Here is a 21,027-nt window from a genome sequence, read left to right as displayed (position 1 = left end):
TATGGCACGCGCATTCCGCTGGCTCATGCCGCACCCCTTCCTGACCCTGCTGCTAGCCATCGGCTGGACCATGCTGCAAAATGACATCTCCGCAGGCATGGTCGTCTTCGGTATCATTCTCGGCATCCTGATTCCCTGGGGCACATCCGTCTGGTGGCCCGACACGCCAAATCGCTTCAGCCTGCTCAAAATGATCCCCTACAGCCTCATGGTCATGTGGGATATCATGGTCGCCAACGTGCAAGTCGCCTGGATCGTGATCAGCGTGCCAAACAGCAAGCTCAAGCCTGCCTGGATCGTCATTCCGCTTGATCTCGTCGAACCCGAAGCCATCACCCTGCTCGCAGGAACCATCACCCTCACCCCCGGCACTGTCTCCTGTGATCTCTCCGACGGCGGCCACAGCCTGCTTGTGCATGTGCTTCACACCGATGACCCGGACGCCGAGCGCGACACTATCAAAGCCCGCTACGAGGCCCGCCTGAAGGAGATTTTCTCATGATTTCAGCCCCCGATCTGCTCAACTTTGCGCTCATCGTTGCTTTCGTGTCCCTCGCCTTCGCACAGCTTATGTGCATGGTGCGCCTTGTCCTCGGCCCCGGCACGGGCGACCGCATTCTCGCGCTCGACACGATGGTTATCAATGCATTGGGCCTCGTCATCCTGCTCGGCATTCACCAAGGCGTGACCATCTACTTTGAAGTCTCGCTGCTCATCGCCATGCTGGGCTTTGTGTCAACCGTCGCCCTTGCGCGCTTCATGCTGCGGGGGGACATCATCGAATGACACCTGAAATCCTCGGAACATACGCCGCAGCAATCTTCCTTCTCATCGGGGCGGGTTTTTCCCTCGTCGGCGTGCTCGGCCTGATCAAATTCAACGATGCCATGTCGCGCCTGCACGCCCCCACCAAGGTCGGCACAGTCGGCATCGGCGCGCTCCTGCTTGCCTCGATGACATACTCCTTCGTCTCGGGTGTCCCCTCGTTTCACGAGTTTCTGATCATGGCCTTCCTCTTTGTCACCGCCCCGATCTCGGCCAACTTCATCGCCAAGGTCAACATTCACCAAAGCCACTGCGAACCGGTGCCGGAGCCCGCAGGCGATGAGACATGGTCGGTCCTCGATATCTCCGAGGAGGATCGCGAGCTCGAAGAAGACGGCGAACCGCGCTAGAAATTGCCGACAATTTTAGGCAGAACCAGATTAAACCTGTGATAAATAACAGTCGCCGCTCCACACATGCGGGGGCGGCGAAAGGCTTTCTTAGGGGGTTGGGGCTAGGGTCTTATCGAGTCAGATAGGAAGCCCCATGTCCGCGATGCAACCCCTCGGCAGCCTTGCCCCCGGCCAATCTTCCGGTCGCACCAAGCCACAGCTCGCCCCCGCACAAAAAGCCGCCATCATTGTGCGCTTTCTCCTCAAGGAGGGGGCCGATGTTCCGCTTGATCGCCTCTCCGAGGCCAGCCAGAGCACTCTCACCGCCGCCATGGGCGACATGCGATATATCGACCGCGAGACCCTCGCCAATGTGCTGGCCGAATTCGCCCGCGAGATCGAGGCCATGGGCCTTGTTTTTCCCTCAGGCCTCGCCGAGGCGCTCCAGACCCTTGAGGGGCGCATCTCTCCCGTCACCGCCGCGCGCCTGCGCAAAGAGGCGGGCGTGCGCCAGATCGGCGATCCTTGGGAGCGCATTCGCGCGCTCGAGCCGGACAAACTTCTCCCTCTCCTCAAACAGGAAAGCACCGAGGTTGCTGCCGTGCTGCTCTCCAAGCTGCCCGTGCCGAAAGCGGCCGAACTTCTCGGCCGGCTCCCCGGCCCCGATGCGCGCAAAATAAGCTATGCTGTCTCCCTCACAGGCCATGTCACCCCCGAGGCGGTTGACCGTATCGGCCTCTCCCTTGCCGCCCAATTCGAATATGAAGCCCCCCGCGCCTTTGATGATGACCCGGTCGAGCGCCTCGGTGCCATTCTCAACATCGCAAGCGCCGACACACGTGAAGAGCTGCTCTCCGGCCTTGCCGAAGATGATGCCGAGTTCAGTGAACGACTGCAAAAAGCCATCTTCACCTTCGTTCACATCCCTGCCCGTGTCGGCCCCGTCGATGTGCCCAAAATCACCCGCGAGGTGGATCCGGCCCAGTTGCGCACCGCCCTCGCCTTTGCCCTTTCCGGCACGGATGAAGGCCTCAAAGCCAGCGCCGAATATATCCTCGGCAATATCTCCAAGCGCATGGCCGAAACCATGCGCGAAGACATCAGCGAGTCGGGCCGCGTGAAGCCGAAAGATGGTGAGGCCGCGATGAATGCCGTAGTTGCAGGCATCAGCGCCCTGCAAACCGCAGGCGAGCTGACCCTTGTTGTCGCGGACGATGGAGAAGAGGAGGATTAAGCCCTTCGCGCTTTCCCTCCCTCTGAAAGCTCGGTAACCTGTGAAGGAATTTTCAGGCAAGGCTGCCCTATGCCCCTCTCCTCGACCTCCAAAGCAATCCTGCTCATGCTGGCCGCAATCTTCTGCTTTTCAACCATGGATATGCTGGCCAAGCTTTTGTCAGGGCGCGTCGGAACCATGACAACCCTCTGGGTGCGCTACCTCGGGCAAACACTCTTTGTCACCGCCCTCATCCTGCCAAAAATCGGGGCAATCACCCGCACGCGCTACCCCAAACTACAATTCGCGCGCTCGGTTTTCCTGCTCGGCGCAACCACGTTTTTCTTCTTCGGGATCTCCAATATCGGACTGGCCGAGGCCGCTTCTGTCATGTCCACAAACCCGATTTTCATCACGCTGGGTGCTGCCCTTTTTCTGGGAGAGCGCTTCGGCCTTCGCCGTGCAGCAGCAATTTTCACAGCCTTTCTCGGAGCTTACCTTGTCATCCGCCCGGGGTCAGATGTCTTTTCACCCTATGCACTGCTCCCGCTGGCAGCCGCGCTCTGCTATTCGGCCTATGCCCTTGCCACCCGTTTTGTCGGACGCGATGAAAACGCCTGGACCTCGCTGTTTTACACCGCCCTTTTCGGCGCAGTCGTGCTCACGCTGGCCTTGCCCCGCTTCTGGCAGCCCATCGGCCTTGCCGAGCTTCCCCTCGTGGTTGGCATCACCCTCTGCGCCACCCTCGGGCAGCTCGCCCTGATCCGCGCCCTCATGGAAGGCGAAGCCGCCATGCTTGCCCCCTTTGCATACGCGGGCATTCTCTTTGCGCTCATCTACGGTTTTTTCGTTTTCTCCGCTGTGCCCGATCTTTACACTCTCATCGGTGCAATCGTGATTGCCTCTTCCGGAATTTATGTCTGGCATCGCGAGACATTCGGCAAAACAAAGCGCTGATTTTCACCACAGCCCCTGTCCACGCCCACCGCCACACAGGCCTGTAAACGGCATCAACTTAAGCCTGTTGCAACGCCTTCTGGCTGGAGCACACATCTGTCCAAACAGGTCAGAAAACAGCCGCGGCACAGGCCGCATGGCATCCTTTTTGCTTATGTGTTGCGAAAACAACTCATTGTAAGCCTTTGTTTTAAAATTTCTTTTCCAATTCATCCACAGCCCGCCCCACATCAAGACAAATTGTCACTTTTTCGCCCCAATTCATCCTTAAGGATGTCAGGAAGGGCAGCGAAAAGTCTGCTCAACGGAAAAACGAAGGCAGAAGCTGACCATGAAGAAGAGAGAGCTGGCGCATAAGCTGCGTCTGCGGGCAACCTGTGCACCCGCCCCCGCATCCGCAAGCGTTCTTGTCATGTCGACGGCATGCCCGTCACCGATGGGAGACCACTGATGCGTCGTATTGTGCTGCCGGTTTTTCTCACTCTTGTTGGCTGTATGCCGGGCAACATGGCCGACACGCCCTCACGCAGCTTTGTGCAAGAGAGCGCCCTAGGCCTGCCGCCGCTCAAATCGTTCAGCACCTCGTCAGTCGAGCGGCCCAGTCGCTCCAATACCGATATCGCACGCGATTTCCTCGAACTGTCTTTTCACCTTGAATCAGGCCGCGAACTGCCTGTTCTCACACGGTTTGAAGGCCCGATCAGCATCCGCGTCACCGGTGCGCCGCCCGCCACGCTCGTGCCCGATCTGACACGCCTCGTCTACCGCTTCCAAAGCGAGGCCCGCCTGCCCGTCAGCCTCACAAACTCGCCTGATGCCAACATCACAGTGCAAGCCGTCACCCGTGCCGATATCCGCAAGAACCTGCCGCACGCCGCCTGCTTTGTTGTGCCCAATATCTCCGACATCTCCGAATATAAGGCCGCCCGCCGCACTCCCAAAACCAACTGGGCATTGCTGCGCGAGCGCAACAAACTCGCCGTTTTCGTGCCCAATGACGCCAGTCCGCAAGAGGTCCGCGATTGCTTGCACGAAGAACTCGCCCAGGCCATTGGCCCGCTCAACGATCTCTACCGCCTGCCCGATTCCGTTTTCAATGACGACAACATGCACACCGTTCTCACGGGATTTGATATGCTCGTCCTGCGTGCCTATTACTCCCCCGAGTTGCGCACCGGCATGAGCAAACGTCAGGTTGCGGCTGTCCTTCCCGGTCTTCTGGCCCGGCTCAATCCGGCTGGCGAGCGCCTCTCCCCCGAGCGCGCCGCACCCACCCCGCGCAGCTATATCGCTGCCGTCCAAACGGCCCTTGGCCCGGGCGCGAGCATGCCGCAGCGCCGCAAAGCCGCCGAGAAAGCTCTCGATATTTCGCGCGCTTTCGGCTGGCAGGATCACCGCCGCGCTTTCGCCCACTACGCGATGGGCCGCATCGCGCTGGCCTCCAATCCCGATGAAGCGCTCAAGCACTTTCAGGCTGCCGACCAGTTTTATGCAAACTCTTCGGCCACAAGCCTGCACCGCGCCTATGTTGCATCGCAACTTGCCTCCCATGCGGTGGGCCAAGGCAACGGCGTGCGCGCCTTGGCTCTGGTTAATCCGGCGTTGCACATCGCCCAAGAGCATGAAAATGCAGCGCTCCTCAGCACCCTCATGATGCTGCGCGCCGAAGCGCTCGAGCTCACAGGGCGCTCCTCCGAAGCACAGCACGTCAGGCTGGACAGTCTCGGCTGGGCGCGATACGGCTTTGGTTCGGAATGGGCCGTGCGCGCAAAAATGCGCGAAATCTCGATGCTCAGTCCGCGACGAGGTAAACCCGGGTAAGGCAAAATGATTGTAACTTCTGGCTTTTTGATCGGCGCTCTCATAGGGGCGCTGGTCGCACGTAAAAAAGGCGGCAACCGTCTGGATATACTTCAGCACGCCGCTGTCATTGGCGTCATGGTCGGGCTGGTTGCACTCTTTCTCAATATCATCATCTTGCGGATGATCTGAGGCCCGCAATGTTTCTGCCCTTCTTTGAAAACCTTCGAGAAGCCCAAATCCCCGTCTCCCTGCGCGAGTATTTGACATTTCTCGAAGCCGTCAAAGCGGGCCTTGTCACCTATGATATCGAAGGGTTCTACTATCTCGCCCGCACGGCAATGGTCAAAGACGAGCGCCACATAGATCGCTTTGACCGCGCTTTTGCACATACATTCCAAGGTCTTGATGACCTTCCTTTAAGTGATGTCTTAGAAGCGGTCGATATCCCCTCTGATTGGCTTGAAAAGCTCGCCGAAAAGCATCTCAGCGAAGAAGAGCGCGCCGAGATCGAAGCTTTAGGTGGCTTTGACAAGCTTATGGAAACGCTCAAAGAACGCCTCAAGGAACAAGAAGGCCGCCACCAAGGCGGCAACAAGTGGATCGGCACGGCAGGCACCTCGCCTTTTGGCGCTTACGGTTACAACCCCGAAGGTGTGCGCATCGGCCAGAACGAGAGCCGCCACAAGAGCGCTGTCAAAGTCTGGGACAAACGCGAGTTCAAAAACCTCGATGGCGATGTCGAGCTTGGCACACGCAACATCAAAGTTGCACTCAAGCGCCTGCGCCGCTGGGCGCGGGATGGCGCACATGACGAGCTCGACCTTGACGGAACGATCCGCGCCACCGCAGAGCACGGCTACCTCGATGTCAAAACCCGCCCCGAGCGGCGCAACGCCGTCAAGGTTCTGCTGTTTCTCGATATCGGCGGCTCGATGGACCCACACATCAAGATGGTGGAAGAGCTCTTTTCCGCCGCCAAATCCGAGTTCAAACACTTCGAACATTTCTATTTTCACAACTGCCTCTATGAAGGCGTGTGGAAAGACAATGCCCGCCGCTGGGACCAGCAAACCCCCACTTGGGAGGTGCTTCGCACCTATGGCGCTGATTACAAATGTATATTCGTAGGTGATGCCTCCATGTCGCCCTATGAGGTGGCCTACCCCGGAGGAGCAAACGAGCATTGGAACCCCGAGGCAGGCCAGGTCTGGCTTGAGCGTGCCCGCACGCAATGGGCACATAACGTCTGGATCAACCCGGTGCCGGAAAAATACTGGGGCTACACCCATTCGATCGGCATGATTCAGGATATCTTCGAGAACCGCATGGTTCCAATGACGCTTGATGGAATCAGCCGTGGTATGCGCGAGCTGATCTGAAATCTTTGTGCTCCGTCTCTATCGGAGAAATGTAAAACGCTTTAGGCCAGCGTGCGCTCCAGTGTCTAATTTTCGGTTAACACAGACACGGTTCAGGCGGTGCACGGGATGTGCACACAGGGTGCACGCATTTCACCCCCCCTGGAATCATGCCGTTTCTATGCCTGTTAACCAAGCGGTGCGCAGCGTTCACAGTTTGAAAAGCTGTCCCGGCCCCCAACCTTTCGCCTCAACGCCTGCAAGCCGCAGCATATGCCACATAAGCGCTTGGTTCGACGAGATCACAGGGCGCCCGATGCGCCGCTCGGCCTCCTCCAGAATGCCAAAAGTCCGCAGGTTCGTGCAGCTTACAAAAATCGCGTCAACATCACTGCTTTCCGATGCCTTTTCAATAGCTTGAAGCGCACTCTTCTCGTCAATCCGCGCCACCATCCGGTCTTCTGACAGATCAAAGCTCAGCTCGCTTACTGTCTCAAAGCCCGCTGCCCCCAAAAACACACGCATTGGCGCAGTCAGCTCTTTCACATAGGGGCTCACAAACCCGATCCGCTTTGCCTTCAGCGCCTTCAGGCCCGACATCACTGCAGAAATCGGATCACTCACCGCCGCCTCGGGGTGGCTCATCCGCACCAGCTCCGTCACCCGTGCGGGGCCGATCACCGTGCTCGCCGAGGTGCAGGCATAGCCTACAGCCGTTAGCCCCTCGGGCAAGAGCGCGGCTGCCTCCGGAAGCCTTGTTTCCATCATTTTCAGCCGTTCAGGTGTCACATCGGCCTCCGCCCGAATGCGCGTATGAACGAGGCTCACATCCTGCCCCGCCAGAACCTGACGCGCTTCGTTTTCCAGCGTCTCATCTGTTGAAAGCACAATCAGCCCCAGCTTCGCTGCGCCGCCGTAGCCTTGATCAAGTTCATAGTCCTGCACACCAGACCTCCACAAATCTCTCCGGCCCGAATCCCGCGCCATCCCAACCTTGCCCCATGAAGAACGCCCCTGTCACCCCTAATGGGCCATCCGATTCGCGGATGATCAGGCTCCAAGCGGCTGCGCACGCTCCGCTAACTTTTGCGCTCCGGTTTGATGCTAAGCTCTTCAGGTGCCGCAACACCACCTTCACACAGGAAAACACACATACCCGCCCCGCCAACATCCCGAAATGCCCGTTGCGTGACGGGCCCAAAGCCCCCATATCAGGAACATGTTAAAGCTTCTGCCTATCCTTCTGCCGCTTGTCTACGGCTACATCCTTTACCGCTTTTCCGTGCGCAACACGCTCAAGGAGCTGGATGAGAATTCTGTTGAGCTGGTCGATCCGTCTTTTCAGCCCGTGCTTGAGCGCCTTGCAGCCGCCCTCGGCATTCCCCGTGTGCGCGTGCAACTTTACGAGATCGAGCCTGTCAACGGCCTCGCCGCACCTGACGGGCGCATCTTCATAACCCGTGGATTTTACAACAAATTTCGCTCTGGAGAAGTCAGCGCCGAAGAGCTTGCAAGCGTCATCGCCCACGAGTTGGGCCATGTTGCCCTCGGCCATTCCCGCCGCCGCATGATCGACTTTTCCGGCCAGAATGCCATGCGCATGGCCCTCGGCGCGGTGCTGTCGCGCTTCATTCCGTTCATCGGCTTCTGGCTGGCCAACTTCGCCACCACACTGCTTGCGGCAAGGCTGTCACGCTCTGATGAGTACGAGGCCGATGAATACGCCGCTGCCCTCATGACCAAAGCTGGCTTTGGTGTCACGCCTCAGATCGAGTTGTTTCACAAGCTCGAAACCCTCACAGGCACAGTCGCGGGCCGCCCGCCCGCTTGGCTTCTGAGCCACCCGAAAACAGAAGAGCGTATCGCCGCAATCCGCGCGCTCGAAAGCCGTTGGGAAAGGGCTTAATCCAGTGCTTTGGCAAGCCTTGGCAGACGCGCTTTTTTGAGCAATCCGCGCATCGTCCAGTCCTGCCCCGACAGCTCGCAGGCCTTCGCCAGAACACGCTTGGCCACACTTGCCACAAGCTCTGGTTGCGCCGCCCAAAGCCCGCGCAGGTAAGCATCGGGATCCATCAGGCTTAGGCCCTCTTCCGCCAATATTTGCGCGGGAAAGTCCTTTTTATTCAAAGTAATAATTGCATCGGCCGACCCTGCAATAGCTGCCGCCAGCACATGGATGTCGTTCTGGTCAGGCAGCCAGAGCCGGGTTTTCAACCCTTCGCCATAGCGTATCTGCGCGTTGGGCCAGCGGGCATTGAGCATGGCAATCTCGCCTTCAGCAAACACCCGCGCACCCGCCTCATGCTTCTCGGCCGTATGCGCCCATTCGCCCTCGATCTCGGCAGACCAAATAGGCTCGAAAGCACCCGCATCTGCCACACCCAAAAGCATCTCGCGCATCACCGTCGGGTAGAGCACACATGTATCAAGCAGAAGCTTCACAACCGATAGAACAGCGCTTTGAGATATCCGCTTTCCGCAAGCTGCGGCATCAGAGGATGATCTGGCCCAGCAAAACCTGTGTGGATAAGCTGGCTCGTGCGCCCCGCACGGCCAATGCCACGGCTGGAAGCTGCACGAAACTTGCCCAGATCCGCCGCATGTGAACAGGAACACAGGCCCAAATAGCCGCCATCCTTAACCAAAACAGAAGCCAGTCGCGCGATCCTCTCATAAGCGCGAAGGCCTGCATCAAGAGCCTTTTTAGACGGCGCAAATGCGGGCGGATCACAGATCACCACATCAAATTTACGCCCCTCTTCGGCCAATGCGGCAAGCGCATCAAAGGCATCAGACACACGGGTTTCAAACGCCCCTGAAACGCCCGAAGCTTCGGCCCCTGCCTGCGCCAACTCAAGCGCCGGTGCCGAGCCATCAACAGCCAGAGCACTCGACGCGCCATGCGCCAAAGCGGCAAGAGCAAAGCCGCCCACGTGGGAAAAAACATCAAGAACATCAGCACCTTGACTGAGCTTTGCCGCAAAAGCCTGATTGTCGCGCTGGTCAAAGAAGATACCTGTTTTCTGCCCGCCGGTCAGATCGGCCATATAGGTTGCGCCATTCATTTTCACTGGCACAGGCCCGCTTGGAGAAATGCCTGCGAGCACAGCACTTACATCGTCAAGACCTTCCAAACCGCGCGCGCGGCCCGTGGCATTTTTCAAAATCGTCGTGATGCCTTCCAATCCAAGCAAAGCCTCGCACAGAGCGTCAAGCTTGGCTTCGGCCCAAGCAGCGTTCGGCTGCAAAACCACAGTGTCGCCAAAGCGGTCAATCACAACTCCGGGAAGCCCGTCTGCCTCCGCATGAACAAGACGGTAAAAAGGGTCTGCATAAAGCCGCTCTCGCATATCAAGCGCCTTGGAAAGCTTGGCTGCGAACCACTTGGCATCAATCACGGCAGTCACATCGCGGTCCAGCATCCTGCCTGTAATCCGGCTCTCGGCATTGAAGCCGACCAGCCCCATAGGCGCGCGCTCGGCATCCTCCAAAAGCACCACCTCGCCCTTGGCAATGGCCTTTGTGCGGCGGTCGAGCACAAGCTCGTTGTCAAACACCCAAGGCGCGCCATGGCGGATCTTGCGCGCGTCTGCTTTGGGTTTGAGGCGAATAACGGAATAAGGGAGCTGTGTCATACAGCTCCCTTACATTACTTTTTGATCGGTGTGAAAGCCTTAGTACACGCGGGTAAGGCTAGATTTCATCGGTGCCGATGTCAGGGTATCAACCTGCCGGTTACGGCTCACAACAGCGTCAGGTGCAGCCACAGTCGAAAGCTCTTGTCGGATCACAGAAGCAAGATGCGCACTCACACGCACTTTCTGTGTTTCGCCCCGTGCATCAGCTGCAATGGCCTCTTGTCCGCCAAATGCGTGCAAATCAGATTTGATCTTGCGTGGCGCCACAAGGTCAAGCCCGCTCTCGGGGTCTTTCACGCTCAGCAAAAAGCTGATCGAATGTGTCCCGCCGACAGTGTAACGGGTTTTGTCGGTCACAGAATGAAAGCGCAGAACGTCGATCTCGATACGCGCGGGCACGTCACCTTTAAGGTCTTGGGTGGCTACTTTTGCGCTCTCGTTAAAAATTGCTCCAACTTGCTCATAGCGGTCGCCACGCTCGTCACCGCGCCAGACAATGTCTGCAACAGGGTAGAAAACTTCCGCTTCCGAAACACGCAGGTCGCGTGAAACAGATACTTTCACATCACTTACCGCGACAATCTCGCTCAATGGTTGCTGTTCTTTTACGGCCTCAAACGGCGCGTTGCGTGTTGCCACATCCATGCTGGCACAGCCCGAAACAGTCAGGGCCATCGCGGCCACCAGTGTTGCTTTGATCAGTTTCATGTTAATTCTCCTTGGGCACTCTGCCCGCGTTCTGCTTGAGGAGAAATCTGGCCTTGGAATGGGACGACTTTAAGGCAACTTGTAGGTAAATACGTGTTGCCACAAGGTGTTCCCTCAGAGCCACACACTTCATAACGCTTTGTTTTTCAGATATTAATCACGGCGGCGCGCTTGCCAGCCGCCCCTGCGGCGCGGGGCAGCCATCGTTTGGAGCCCCTCCTGCATCACTTCGGTCATCGGATGGCCATGATCTCCATGGCGCTCCAGAAGCTTCAAAATTGTGTCTTTCTGGTCCATTTCCACAGGCAGGCTCAAGGCCCAGTCCAGAAAAATTGTGCGGCACTCCGACGCTGTGATCCCGTCGATGTTGTAAGCTTCGCGGATGAGCGCCTTGGGGTCATATATGTCACCCTTCATCGTCTGGTCCCTCCAATACGGCATCAATCATCGTGGCCACCCTCTCTGTGCAGCTTTGCAACTCATCCCGCAGGCTGGCAAGGTCTTGTGACCCTGTTTCTCGCAATACAAGCTGGGTTGCGCCCTCGCTTGCGGCCTCCGCCTCAAACGGTTTGTCCGACAAAAACCGCGTGCTCAGGTTCAGCGCCCAGAGCAAACGATAAGCGCGCATCAAGGCTTCGCTATCGGTTTTGTCGATCAGCCCGGCCCTCAAAAGCCCCTTTACACCTGCCTGCACCCGCATGCTGCTCGCGCCAGTGGCCTCCGCCGTCAAAGCCCCCATCTGCGAGAAAAGTTCAATGTCTTGCAGCCGTCCGCGGCCGAGCTTGGCATCCCACGGTCCATTCGGAGCCTTGGCTGCCGCAATCTTGCCCCGCATCTCGGCAATGCCTTTGCACGTGCGTTCACGGTCTTGCCCCTTTTCCGCCAAAAGCGCTTGCCTGAAGGCCGTAAACTCTGCCCCCAGCGTTTCAAGCCCGCAGACAGGGCGCGCACGTACCAGTGCCAAATGCTCCCAAAGCCAGGCCTCATCAAGCTGATAAGCCTTGAAAGCTGGCCAACTCGTTGCCACAGGCCCTTGGTTCCCCGAGGGGCGCAGACGCATATCAAGCTCATAGAGCCTACCTTCCGCCATAGGCGCACTTACCGCTGTCACCATAGCCTGTGTGAGGCGCGCATAATAAGGCCGCGTGGCCAGCGGACGGCGGCCTTCGGACATTTCCACATCCTCTGGGTCATAAATCACAATGATATCCAGATCAGACGCGCTGCTCAGCCGCCCCGCCCCGAGCGAGCCCATACCAATCACCGCTGCGCCCTTGCCGGGCGGGGGGCCGTGCTTTTCGGCAAACTGCGCCACAACTTCGGGCCAAAGCGCCTTGAGGGCAGCCTCGGCCAGTTGGGCATATTGCGCACCTGCCTCCTCGGCCCCCGTCAGGCCACGCAAGAAATGCACGCCCACACGAAAGTGCCACTCTTTGTTCCAGCGCCGCGCCTGATCAAGCTTGCGCTCGTAATCATCTTCTGCCGCAAGCCGCGCTGAAAGCTCCGCCGCAAGCGGAGACACACCGGGCCACTCTGAAAAGAAATCTCCGCCAATCACAGCGTCAAACACGCTCGAATTGCGGCTGAGGTAAGTCGCCAAAGCAGGCGCCGTGCTGACAATATCAACCACAAGGTCAACAAGCTGCATGTTCGCTTCAAACAGCGAGAAAAGCTGCACCCCCGCAGGCAAGCCCGCCAGAAAGCCGTCAAAGGCCAACAACGCCGCATGAGGGTCGGATGATTTGGCCAGTGCCCGCAGAATATCAGGCTTCAGGCGTTTGAATATCTGCGTTCCCCGCTCCGAGCGCAGCGCCGCATAAGTCGGCCATCGGCTGATCACCTCACTGTCCAGCTCGGGAATTTCCAGCTCAAGGCTTTCCGCCTCCTGCGCTATGGCATCAGGAGCAAAAAAGCCCTCTGTCAGCTCGTGCACTTCCTCAAGGCGGCTATGCAAGTCGGCTTCCATCACCTCACGCGACACGCCCATAAAGGCGGCAAGCTGCTCCATGCCCTCAGGCGTGGCGGGCAGCAAATGCGTCTGCTGGTCAGCGATCATCTGCACACGGTGCTCCACCTCGCGGTGCGCTCGGTAATGCGCGCCCAAAACCTGCGCCACACCCTGAGGCACCCAACCTTTCTCGGCCAAAACTCCCAAAGCAGGCACGGTGCGCCGCTCGCGCAAATCAGGGTCACGCCCCCCCGATATAAGCTGCCGCGTCTGGGTGAAAAACTCGATCTCGCGGATTCCCCCGCGCCCAAGCTTCATATTGTGGCCCAGCAGGTCGATCGCCCCGCCAAGGCCTTTATGCTCGCGTATCCGCAGGCGCATGTTGTGCGCATCTTCAATGGCGGCAAAATCCAGATGCTTACGCCATACAAACGGGCGCAACGTCTCAAGGAAGGTCTCACCCGCCGAAATATCACCCACACCGCAGCGCGCCTTGATATAAGCCGCGCGCTCCCAAGTGCGCCCGAGGCTCTCGTAGTATCGCTCCGCCGCCTCCGCAGCCATGCAAACGGGTGTCACCGCGGGGTCAGGGCGCAACCGCAGATCAGTGCGGAAGACATAGCCCTCCGCCGTGCGGTCATTCAGCATTGCGCTCATCGTTCGCGTCGCTTTGATAAACGCCTTGCGCGCCTCAAAGAAATCGTCGCGTTCAAAGCGGGTCTCGTCAAACAGGCAAATCAAGTCAATGTCGGACGAATAATTCAGCTCGAATGCACCCATCTTGCCCATGCAAAGCACAAACATACCGCCCAGTGCGTCAAGGTCGTCTTCCGTCATCCCTGGCAGCTTGCCACGCTTGATTTCTGCGCCCAGAGCCGCTCTCAGGCTCAGGTTTACTGACAGGTCGGCAAACTCGGTGAGCGTCCCTGTCACTTGCTCAAGCGCCCAGACACCGCCCAAGTCAGCCAAGCCCGTAAGCAAGGCCACACGCTTCTTGGCACGGCGCAGCTCACTGCCAAGATCAGGTGCACCAACCTCATGCAACCTAGCAAACTCGGCCTTAAGCACCGCTTCAGGCGCATCGAACGCCGTGTTCATCCAGGCCGCCTCACGGCTCATCAGCGACAGCAAGTAAGGGCTGCACCCCCCGGCCCCCTCCACAAGCTTGGCCAGATCACCCCTCAACCCGCCAAAAATCCCACGCGCCTCGGCGCCGCGTTCATTGTCATAAGCCCTTGGCAGGCGGGTGATTTTCTGTGCAAATTCCATGCCTGAAGATGCGCCGCTCCTAAAGCGGCGTCAATCGCGAACAGGAGTACCAAGATGTCAAAAAGCCTCAAACGTGTGCGCGCAACCCTTGAAGGCGAGCAAACCGAGATCCGCGAGACAGGTGAAGCCAAAACTGCACTGCAAGCGGCTTCCGAATTGGGCGTGGAAGTCGACCAAATCGCCAAATCGATCATCTTTCAGGGACAAACCTCGGGCGAGGCACTGCTGTTCATTACCGCAGGAGGCAATCAGGTTTGCGAGCAGAAAGCCGCCGCCCTTGCAGGCGAGCCCTTGGGCCGTGCCGATGCCGCCCTTGTGCGTGCGCAGACAGGCTTCGCCATTGGCGGCGTGTCTCCCATCGCGCATAAAAACCCGATCCGCAGCTTTTTTGACCCCCGCTTGCATGATTTCGCGCTGATCTGGGCCGCAGCAGGCACCCCGCACCATGTTTTCAGCTTAACTCCCGCTCGACTCCTGGAAAAGTCAAAGTCTCAACTATCTGATTTTGTTGTGTAATTAAAATAAATGTAAATTTGATTAACATCAAGCCTTGCGCGCAGCACCTTTGACCCCAATATTGGCAATGTGAAGAGCATTCACATTAAAGCAACTCACCCGCAAGGAGACACTATATGACACACGCCGTTCACGTTCCCGCCCACTCCCAAGGGTGGTTTGCCCGTGCCGAGGCATGGCTTGACGACAAGGGCAAAGGCGCCTGGATCGCCGCTATGGTCCTTGGCTTTATCGCCTTCTGGCCGGTCGGCCTCGCGCTCCTCTTTTACATGATCTGGAGCAAACGCCTCGGTTCGGGACGCTGTGGCAAACGTCACGCCCACCGTCACGCAAGGTTCCATGCGTCACGCCCCTCAGGCAACACCGCCTTTGACGCCTATAAAGAAGAGACCCTGCGCCGCCTCGAAGAAGAGCAGCACAACTTTGAAGCCTTCCTCGAGCGCCTTCGCGATGCAAAGGACAAGGCCGAGTTTGACCAGTTCATGGACGAACGCGCCGAAGCCGCAGACAGCGATGAAACCCTTAACGAAGGCCAGACGGCAGAAAAAGCCTAAGCCCCCTTACACCACCGGCTTGGCCCTCCTATCTTGGGGGCCAAGCTCGTTTCTTTGAGAGGACCACTATGGAAAGCCAAAGCTGGGCTCTGCCCGATCCCTTCTACCAGCCCGAATTCTACGCTGACGTGGCTGTGAAGCGGCTCATTTCATGGGTGATCGACACCGTGATCGTTGCGCTGCTCGTCGTGGTCATTGTGCCGCTCACAGCCTTCACGGGGCTTTTCTTTCTGCCATTACTCGCGCTCACCGTCAATTTTGCCTACCGCGTGGTTTGCTTGGCCAACGGCTCGGCAACCCTTGGCATGCGCCTCACGGCGATCGAATTTCGCACAAGCCGTGGAGAGCAGTTTGATTTTTCACTCGCTGTTCTCCACACGCTGGGCTTCACCTTGTCATGGATGTTTTTTTTCGTGCAGGTTGTCTCCATGGTTTTCATGGCCGGGCAAGAGCGCGGCCAGGGCCTCACCGATCTAGCGCTTGGCACTGTCGCGCTCAACCGCCGCGCGCTCTAAAGTAAAACGGCCGCGCAATTTCTTGCACGGCCGTTTTTGTGTCATTGCCTTCAGGCTCACTCCAGCGTCAGCGCCACAAACCGTGGTTCGCCACCGCGCCGCACCAGAAGCAGAAGTGACTTACGCCCGCCTTCTTTGGCAGCGGCAATTTGCGCTTCAAGATCGGCCACAGAGCTGACTTTCTGCTGCCCTGCCTCGGTGAGGATATCACCTGCGCGCAGGCCTTTTTCAAAGGCTTCGGCTTCTTCGTTCACGTCGGTCACAACCAACCCGTTCGCATCTGAGCCCAACTCAAGCTGCTCGCGCAACTCGTCGGTCAACGGTGCAAGCGTCAGGCCCATCATCTCCACTTCCTTAACGCCGCCTTCTTCAGGCGCATCGTCGTCCATGGGGGCGTCTGTGCTTTCCGCATCTTCGCGGCGGCCAAGGGTAATCTTGAGCGTCTGGGTCTTGCCTTCACGGAAGACAATAACACGCACGGTCTTGCCGACATCGGCGTTGCCCACAGTGCGTACAAGCCCACGTGTGTCTTCCACTTCAACACCATCAAAGCTCATAATCACATCGCCCGCAAGCATACCGCCTTCTTTGGAAGGGCCCTCAGGCACATCCGTTACAAGCGCACCTGCGGTCTTTTCAAGCCCAATGGCCTCGGCCACATCATCGGTCACATCCTGAATGCGCACACCAAGCCAGCCACGACGGGTTTCGCCAAAGTCACGCAGCTGGTCAACAACCCGCGTCACAACATTGGAAGCCATCGAAAAGCCGATCCCGATCGAGCCGCCATTGGGGCTGAGAATCGCGGTATTCACACCCACAACAGCACCCTCCATATTAAAGAGAGGCCCACCCGAGTTACCACGGTTGATTGCGGCATCGGTCTGGATGTAGTCGTCATATGCGCCTTGCAGCGCGCGGTTGCGCTGGCTGACAATCCCTGCTGAAACAGAAAAGCCCTGCCCCAGCGGATTGCCCACAGCCAGCACCCAATCGCCCACGCGGGCTGTATCAGAGTCGCCAAACGGCACAAAAGGCAGCGGCTCGTCGCTTTCAACCTTGAGAAGCGCGATATCTGTTTTCGGGTCGGTCCCGATCACCTTCGCTTCAAGCTCACGGCCTGAGAAAAACTCGATGATCACCTCGTCGGCCCCGTCAATCACGTGATTGTTGGTGACAATGTAACCATCTTCCGAAATCACAAACCCCGACCCCAGTGCCGAAGAGCGGCGCGGACGGTTGCCTTGTCCATTGCGGTCCTGAAACTCCCTGAAGAAGTCCTCAAACGGGCTTCCGTCAGGCACAATCGCACCTGGCCCTGTGCCACGCGCCACCATGGTTGAGGTGGTGATATTCACAACTGCAGGGCTTACCCTGTCAGCAAGATCTGCAAAGCTCTCGGGCCTTGTCTGTGCGCTCAACGCCTGCGCCATCACAAGGGCAGCGCCCAGAACCATCAGCCAAAGCGCGCGCATCATGCCCACATCAGCTCTCTTCATTGCAATTACTCGTGTTGCCTGTCTCACACCGACACTCCTTTATCTCGTGTGATCATTCCACACCAAACGGCGTGGGTCCAATCTCTTGTATATGTAACTTAGGGACTTTCCTGCGCAACGCCAAGTCTGTGCACGCGCTCTCAAGCTCACGTGAAATTTGCGTGACAGCTTCGTGATAAAGCGAAAAACCGCTCAAATTTACGCGCCAAGTGTCTTTGCGCCCCAGACAAGGAGCAATCCCAACACCATCATCAGCGCGCCGATCATACGCCGCGCCTCGGGCGGCAACTCGCGCAATGCGCGCAGCATGTCCTCAACAAGAAAAGGGGCCAGCACATAGACCAGCCCCTCCAGTAACAATACCAACCCGAGGGCCAGAAGGGCTGTCGCCCAAATCATCATTGCTTGCCGTTTTCATTCTTCAGATAGTTAAAGAATTCGGAGTCAGGCGACATAACCATGGTCGAATTGCTCCCCTTGATGGCTTCGCGATAGGCGTTGAGCGAGCGGTAAAACTCGAAGAACTCCGCATCCGCGCCATAAGCTTCCGCAAAGATCGCGTTGCGGTTGGCATCTGCCTCACCCCGGATGATCTCGGCCTGACGGCGCGCATCAGAAGTGATCTCGACCTGGGTTCTGTCGGCCTGCGCACGCACGCGTTGTGCAGCTTCGTTACCACGGGCAATCTCGTCCGCCGCTTCGCGTTCGCGCTCGGCTTGCATCCGCGAGAATGTGGCCGCGAGGTTTGCATTCGGCAGGTCGGTGCGCTTGAGGCGCACGTCGATCACATCAATACCAAGCGAGCGGGCCTGCTCTATCGAGCCGTTACGAATACGCAGCATCAGAGCGGCACGGTCCGAACTCAGGATGTCGTTGGATGACACCGTGCCCAGCGCTTCGCGTGTTTCCGAACGCAAGATCGAGTCAAGCCTGCGGCCCGCAAGTTCAATCGCCTGATCGCCGGCCGCACCTGTCGCTTGGCGGAACTGTTCCACATTGACAATACGGTAGCGCGCAAAAGCATCGACTTCGAGGCGGCGGTCATCTGACGGTGTCACCTGAAGCTGTGGAATTTCACGGCTCAGGATACGGTCATCATAGCGGACCACTTCCTGAATAAGCGGGATCTTGAAAGCAAGGCCCGGCTCGTCCTTGATGTCCACAAGGCGACCAAATTGCAGAACCAGCGCTTTCTCCCGCTCGTCCACGATAAAAATTGACGACAGTAAGCCAGCAATCGCCAGCACTATCACCGGCAGGATATATGTTGTCGAGCGCATCAGTTGCTCCCTCCGGTTTGAGTGTCAGTGTCCGTGCTGCGGCGAAGCTCGTTGAGCGGAAGGTATGGCACAATGCCCCCCTGCCCGCCGATGCCGTCATCAACGATAATTTTGTCGACACCACCCAGCACGTCTTCCATTGCTTCAAGATACAGCCGCTTGCGTGTCACTTCGGGCGCCTTGGTGTATTCCGTCAAAACGGCCGAGAAACGGCTCGCCTCGCCCTGCGCTTCATTCACAACGCGCGCACGGTAACCCTCGGCTTCTTCAAGCACCTGAGCTGATTCACCACGCGCCGCAGCCAAAACTGTGTTTGCATAGGCATCGGCTTGCTTTTCAAGGCGGTCACGGTCCTGCTCGGCAGATTGTACGGCAAAGAATGCCTGCTTCACTTCTTCGGGCGGGTCCGCCTTGTCAAAGTTCACACGCACAATGTTTACACCGCTGTCGTAGCTGTTGAGCGTTGACTGGATCAGGTCTTTCAAACGGTCGGCAATCGGGCCACGGTCTCGGTTGAGGATCGGAGCAAGCTCGCTTTGCGCAATGATCTCGCGCATCGCTGATTCCGAAACCGCACGGATGGTTGCTTTCGGCTCGCGCAGGTTGAAAAGGTATTCCTCGGCGCTGTCGATATTCCAGACAACCTGAAAGTCGATGTCGACGATATTTTCATCACCGGTCAGCATAAGGCCCGCCTCCGCGCCCGTGCCGCCACCGATGTCTTCGGTGTTTTCCCGTGTTACAGATATCACCTCGGCTGTTACAACAGGCCAGGGTGCAAAGTTAAGGCCAGGACTGCCCACACAAGGGCTGTTACATTTGCCCAGGAAAAGCTCGACCGACTGTTCTTCCGGCTTGACTGTGTAAAAACTCTGAAAGAGCCAAAGCGCGAAAGCCACCAACAGGCCAAGGCCAATGGTGCCACGGTTGAAGGCCGGTCCACCGCCGCCGCCGGCAGCACCACGGTTTCCACCATTGCCGCCACCACGGCCGCCCATCAGAACGCGCAGTTGCTCCTGGCCTTTTTTCATCAACTCGTCGATCTCGGGGATCTGCGACTGCTCGCCGCCGTCGGGCCTGCGCCCGCCGTTGGGGCGCTGTTCACGCCCGTCATCACCGTTATCGTTTCCGCCGCCGCCCCATGGGCCGCCAGAATTACCCGCCATCTACAGATTTCCCCTCTGTTTAAAGTCTTTAAGACGCTATGTCCTAACTTGTGTGCCTGCGCCACTATTTCAACCCTTTTGGTCGGGATTAAGCGCGCCTCACAGGCTCTTTCATTGTCACAATCTCTTCGCTCATCGTCGGATGGACCGCAACCGTGCGGTCAAAGTCTTCTTTCGTTGCGCCCATTTTTACAGCGATTCCCGCCAACTGGATCATCTCGCCCGCCCCCGGTGCGACGATATGACAGCCCAGAACCTTACGACTTTCCTGTGACACAACCAGTTTCATCAAAACACGGTCAGACCGCCCCGCAAAGCTCTGCTGCATCGGCTTGAAGGAAGTGCAATAAACCTCGATTGCCTCCTGTTCGCGTGCCGCTTCTTCGCTCAGGCCCACCGTGCCCATTTCGGGCTGCGTGAAAATCGCTGTAGGGATAAGCTCGTGGTCGGGCTTTGTCGGGTTGCCGTTAAAGACCGTTTCCACAAAGGCCATGCCCTCGCGGATCGCCACTGGCGTCAGGTTCACACGGTCGGTCACATCGCCCACAGCATAAATGCTGGGAACTTTCGTCTGGCTATAATCATCAACCAAGACCTCGCCACCGCGTCCAAGGTCCACGCCAACGGCCTCAAGCCCCATATCCTCTGTGTTGGCCGCACGGCCCGTGGCAAACATGACCTGCTCGAATATCTCGTCGTGACCATTGGTGGACTTTACACGCACACCACCCTCAACCTTTTCCATCTCAAGGATGTTCGTGCCAAGGTGCAGCTTCACACCGTTCTGGATCATCTCCTCCGAGACAAGCCCGCGCGCCTCATCGTCAAATCCGCGCAGAATTTGCGCACCGCGATAATACTGCGTCACTTCCACGCCAAGACCGTTCATGATCCCGGCAAATTCGCAGGCAATATAACCGCCACCAAGGATCAGCATGTTTTTCGGCAGGCTCTCAAGGTGGAAAATATCGTTTGAGGTAATCGCGTGTTCCGCGCCCTTGATTTCGGGCTTCACAGGCCGCCCGCCCATCGCCAACAAAATATGCTTGGCGCTCTTGCGTGTGCCGTCAGACAGCTCGACTTCATGCGCGCCGACAACCTTGGCGCGCGCATCATAGCTCTCAACGCCATTATTTTTCAGAATGCCCCGATAGACGTTCTCCAAGCGGTCAAGCTCTGCGTGCAGCTTGGTCTTGAATGCGCCCCAGTCAAATCCGCCGTTGCTCACATCCCAGCCATAGGCCTGCGCATCCGCAATAGCTCCGGGGAATTCGCTGGCAAAAACCATCAACTTCTTGGGCACGCAGCCACGGATCACACAGGTTCCGCCGTAGCGGTCTTCCTCGGCCAGAGCGACCTTCGCCCCACCCTGCGCCGCCACCCGCGCCGCACGCACACCGCCCGAGCCTCCGCCAATGACAAAAAGATCATAGTCAAAGCTCATAA

Annotated in this window: 23 protein-coding genes; 12 read left to right on the top strand and 11 right to left on the bottom strand. The window is 58.0% G+C overall.

Going from position 1 to position 21,027, the window contains the following annotated elements:
* Position 1 precedes the first annotated feature (1 nt).
* The 8 genes from OE750_RS00215 to OE750_RS00180 all read left to right on the top strand — a co-directional run bounded on the left by OE750_RS00215 (position 2) and on the right by OE750_RS00180 (position 6,509).
* The gene (locus tag OE750_RS00215) at positions 2-502 is read left to right on the top strand and encodes a Na+/H+ antiporter subunit E (RefSeq protein ID WP_263760179.1); all 501 of its coding nucleotides are present in this window, start codon (positions 2-4) and stop codon (positions 500-502) included.
* Positions 499-786, top strand: a complete 288-nt coding sequence (locus tag OE750_RS00210; RefSeq protein ID WP_263760177.1) for a K+/H+ antiporter subunit F — start codon at positions 499-501, stop codon at positions 784-786. Before OE750_RS00215 ends, OE750_RS00210 begins: the two co-directional genes overlap by 4 nt.
* Entirely contained in the window at positions 783-1,175 is a 393-nt protein-coding gene (gene mnhG / locus OE750_RS00205; RefSeq protein WP_263760175.1) for a monovalent cation/H(+) antiporter subunit G, read from the top strand. The genes OE750_RS00210 and mnhG overlap by 4 nt, the downstream gene beginning before the upstream one ends.
* A gap of 136 nt (positions 1,176-1,311) precedes the next feature.
* Positions 1,312-2,391 carry a flagellar motor switch protein FliG gene (locus OE750_RS00200; RefSeq protein ID WP_263760173.1) on the top strand — a complete coding sequence of 360 codons (1,080 nt, stop codon included), beginning with the start codon at positions 1,312-1,314 and terminating at the stop codon, positions 2,389-2,391.
* 69 nt (positions 2,392-2,460) lie between these two features.
* Entirely contained in the window at positions 2,461-3,327 is an 867-nt protein-coding gene (locus tag OE750_RS00195) for a DMT family transporter (protein WP_263760171.1), read from the top strand.
* 450 nt (positions 3,328-3,777) lie between these two features.
* Positions 3,778-5,148 carry a DUF2927 domain-containing protein gene (locus OE750_RS00190; protein WP_263760169.1) on the top strand — a complete coding sequence of 457 codons (1,371 nt, stop codon included), beginning with the start codon at positions 3,778-3,780 and terminating at the stop codon, positions 5,146-5,148.
* A gap of 6 nt (positions 5,149-5,154) precedes the next feature.
* Positions 5,155-5,319: a hypothetical protein gene (locus OE750_RS00185; RefSeq protein ID WP_263760167.1), complete on the top strand. Its 165-nt coding sequence runs from the start codon at positions 5,155-5,157 to the stop codon at positions 5,317-5,319.
* A gap of 8 nt (positions 5,320-5,327) precedes the next feature.
* On the top strand, positions 5,328-6,509 hold the full coding sequence (locus OE750_RS00180; RefSeq protein ID WP_263760165.1) for a vWA domain-containing protein: 1,182 nt from the start codon (positions 5,328-5,330) through the stop codon (positions 6,507-6,509).
* A 189-nt stretch (positions 6,510-6,698) separates the two neighbouring features.
* Here OE750_RS00180 and OE750_RS00175 read toward each other — a convergent pair whose 3' ends face one another.
* The gene (locus OE750_RS00175) at positions 6,699-7,433 is read right to left on the bottom strand and encodes an Asp/Glu racemase (RefSeq protein WP_263760163.1); all 735 of its coding nucleotides are present in this window, start codon (positions 7,431-7,433) and stop codon (positions 6,699-6,701) included.
* A 274-nt stretch (positions 7,434-7,707) separates the two neighbouring features.
* Here OE750_RS00175 and OE750_RS00170 point away from each other — a divergent pair, with 274 nt between their 5' ends.
* On the top strand, positions 7,708-8,394 hold the full coding sequence (locus tag OE750_RS00170) for a M48 family metallopeptidase (RefSeq protein ID WP_263760161.1): 687 nt from the start codon (positions 7,708-7,710) through the stop codon (positions 8,392-8,394).
* Here the strand turns inward: OE750_RS00170 and OE750_RS00165 are convergent.
* The 5 genes from OE750_RS00165 to OE750_RS00145 all read right to left on the bottom strand — a co-directional run bounded on the left by OE750_RS00165 (position 8,391) and on the right by OE750_RS00145 (position 14,051).
* On the bottom strand, positions 8,391-8,930 hold the full coding sequence (locus OE750_RS00165; RefSeq protein WP_263760159.1) for an RSP_2648 family PIN domain-containing protein: 540 nt from the start codon (positions 8,928-8,930) through the stop codon (positions 8,391-8,393). The genes OE750_RS00170 and OE750_RS00165 overlap by 4 nt on opposite strands.
* Positions 8,927-10,123 carry an RSP_2647 family RNA methyltransferase gene (locus OE750_RS00160; protein WP_263760157.1) on the bottom strand — a complete coding sequence of 399 codons (1,197 nt, stop codon included), beginning with the start codon at positions 10,121-10,123 and terminating at the stop codon, positions 8,927-8,929. Before OE750_RS00160 ends, OE750_RS00165 begins: the two co-directional genes overlap by 4 nt.
* Before the next feature lie 39 nt (positions 10,124-10,162).
* Positions 10,163-10,834 (bottom strand): DUF6778 family protein, encoded by a 672-nt coding sequence (locus tag OE750_RS00155; protein WP_263760155.1) that lies wholly within the window; start codon positions 10,832-10,834, stop codon positions 10,163-10,165.
* A gap of 153 nt (positions 10,835-10,987) precedes the next feature.
* A complete protein-coding gene (locus OE750_RS00150; RefSeq protein ID WP_263760153.1) occupies positions 10,988-11,251 on the bottom strand; it encodes a hypothetical protein in 264 nt (87 codons plus the stop codon).
* On the bottom strand, positions 11,241-14,051 hold the full coding sequence (locus OE750_RS00145; protein WP_263760151.1) for a bifunctional [glutamine synthetase] adenylyltransferase/[glutamine synthetase]-adenylyl-L-tyrosine phosphorylase: 2,811 nt from the start codon (positions 14,049-14,051) through the stop codon (positions 11,241-11,243). The genes OE750_RS00150 and OE750_RS00145 overlap by 11 nt, the downstream gene beginning before the upstream one ends.
* Positions 14,052-14,105: 54 nt before the next feature.
* Between OE750_RS00145 and OE750_RS00140 the strand changes: the two genes are divergently transcribed.
* From OE750_RS00140 to OE750_RS00130, 3 genes are all read left to right on the top strand, one after another.
* Positions 14,106-14,567 (top strand): YbaK/EbsC family protein, encoded by a 462-nt coding sequence (locus tag OE750_RS00140; RefSeq protein ID WP_263760149.1) that lies wholly within the window; start codon positions 14,106-14,108, stop codon positions 14,565-14,567.
* Positions 14,568-14,683: 116 nt separating this feature from the next.
* Complete coding sequence (locus OE750_RS00135) at positions 14,684-15,121, top strand: DUF2852 domain-containing protein (RefSeq protein WP_263760147.1); 438 nt, start codon at positions 14,684-14,686, stop codon at positions 15,119-15,121.
* A 68-nt stretch (positions 15,122-15,189) separates the two neighbouring features.
* The gene (locus OE750_RS00130; protein ID WP_263760146.1) at positions 15,190-15,636 is read left to right on the top strand and encodes an RDD family protein; all 447 of its coding nucleotides are present in this window, start codon (positions 15,190-15,192) and stop codon (positions 15,634-15,636) included.
* A 56-nt stretch (positions 15,637-15,692) separates the two neighbouring features.
* Here the strand turns inward: OE750_RS00130 and OE750_RS00125 are convergent, their stop codons facing one another.
* From OE750_RS00125 to gor, 5 genes are all read right to left on the bottom strand, one after another.
* Entirely contained in the window at positions 15,693-17,135 is a 1,443-nt protein-coding gene (locus tag OE750_RS00125) for a DegQ family serine endoprotease (protein WP_263760144.1), read from the bottom strand.
* Positions 17,136-17,333: 198 nt separating this feature from the next.
* Positions 17,334-17,537: a DUF2065 family protein gene (locus tag OE750_RS00120; protein ID WP_263760142.1), complete on the bottom strand. Its 204-nt coding sequence runs from the start codon at positions 17,535-17,537 to the stop codon at positions 17,334-17,336.
* The gene (gene hflC, locus OE750_RS00115; protein WP_263760140.1) at positions 17,534-18,415 is read right to left on the bottom strand and encodes a protease modulator HflC; all 882 of its coding nucleotides are present in this window, start codon (positions 18,413-18,415) and stop codon (positions 17,534-17,536) included. Before hflC ends, OE750_RS00120 begins: the two co-directional genes overlap by 4 nt.
* The gene (gene hflK / locus OE750_RS00110; protein ID WP_263760138.1) at positions 18,415-19,581 is read right to left on the bottom strand and encodes an FtsH protease activity modulator HflK; all 1,167 of its coding nucleotides are present in this window, start codon (positions 19,579-19,581) and stop codon (positions 18,415-18,417) included. The genes hflC and hflK overlap by 1 nt, the downstream gene beginning before the upstream one ends.
* 88 nt (positions 19,582-19,669) lie before the next feature.
* Complete coding sequence (gene gor / locus OE750_RS00105; RefSeq protein WP_263760136.1) at positions 19,670-21,025, bottom strand: glutathione-disulfide reductase; 1,356 nt, start codon at positions 21,023-21,025, stop codon at positions 19,670-19,672.
* Positions 21,026-21,027: the final 2 nt, after the last annotated feature.

Origin of the sequence: Lentibacter sp. XHP0401, from assembly GCF_025751535.1 — a bacterium.
In the GTDB taxonomy this organism is placed as follows: domain Bacteria; phylum Pseudomonadota; class Alphaproteobacteria; order Rhodobacterales; family Rhodobacteraceae; genus Lentibacter.
Note: the sequence above shows the minus strand (reverse complement) of the source record. Positions and strands in the feature narration are given on the sequence as shown.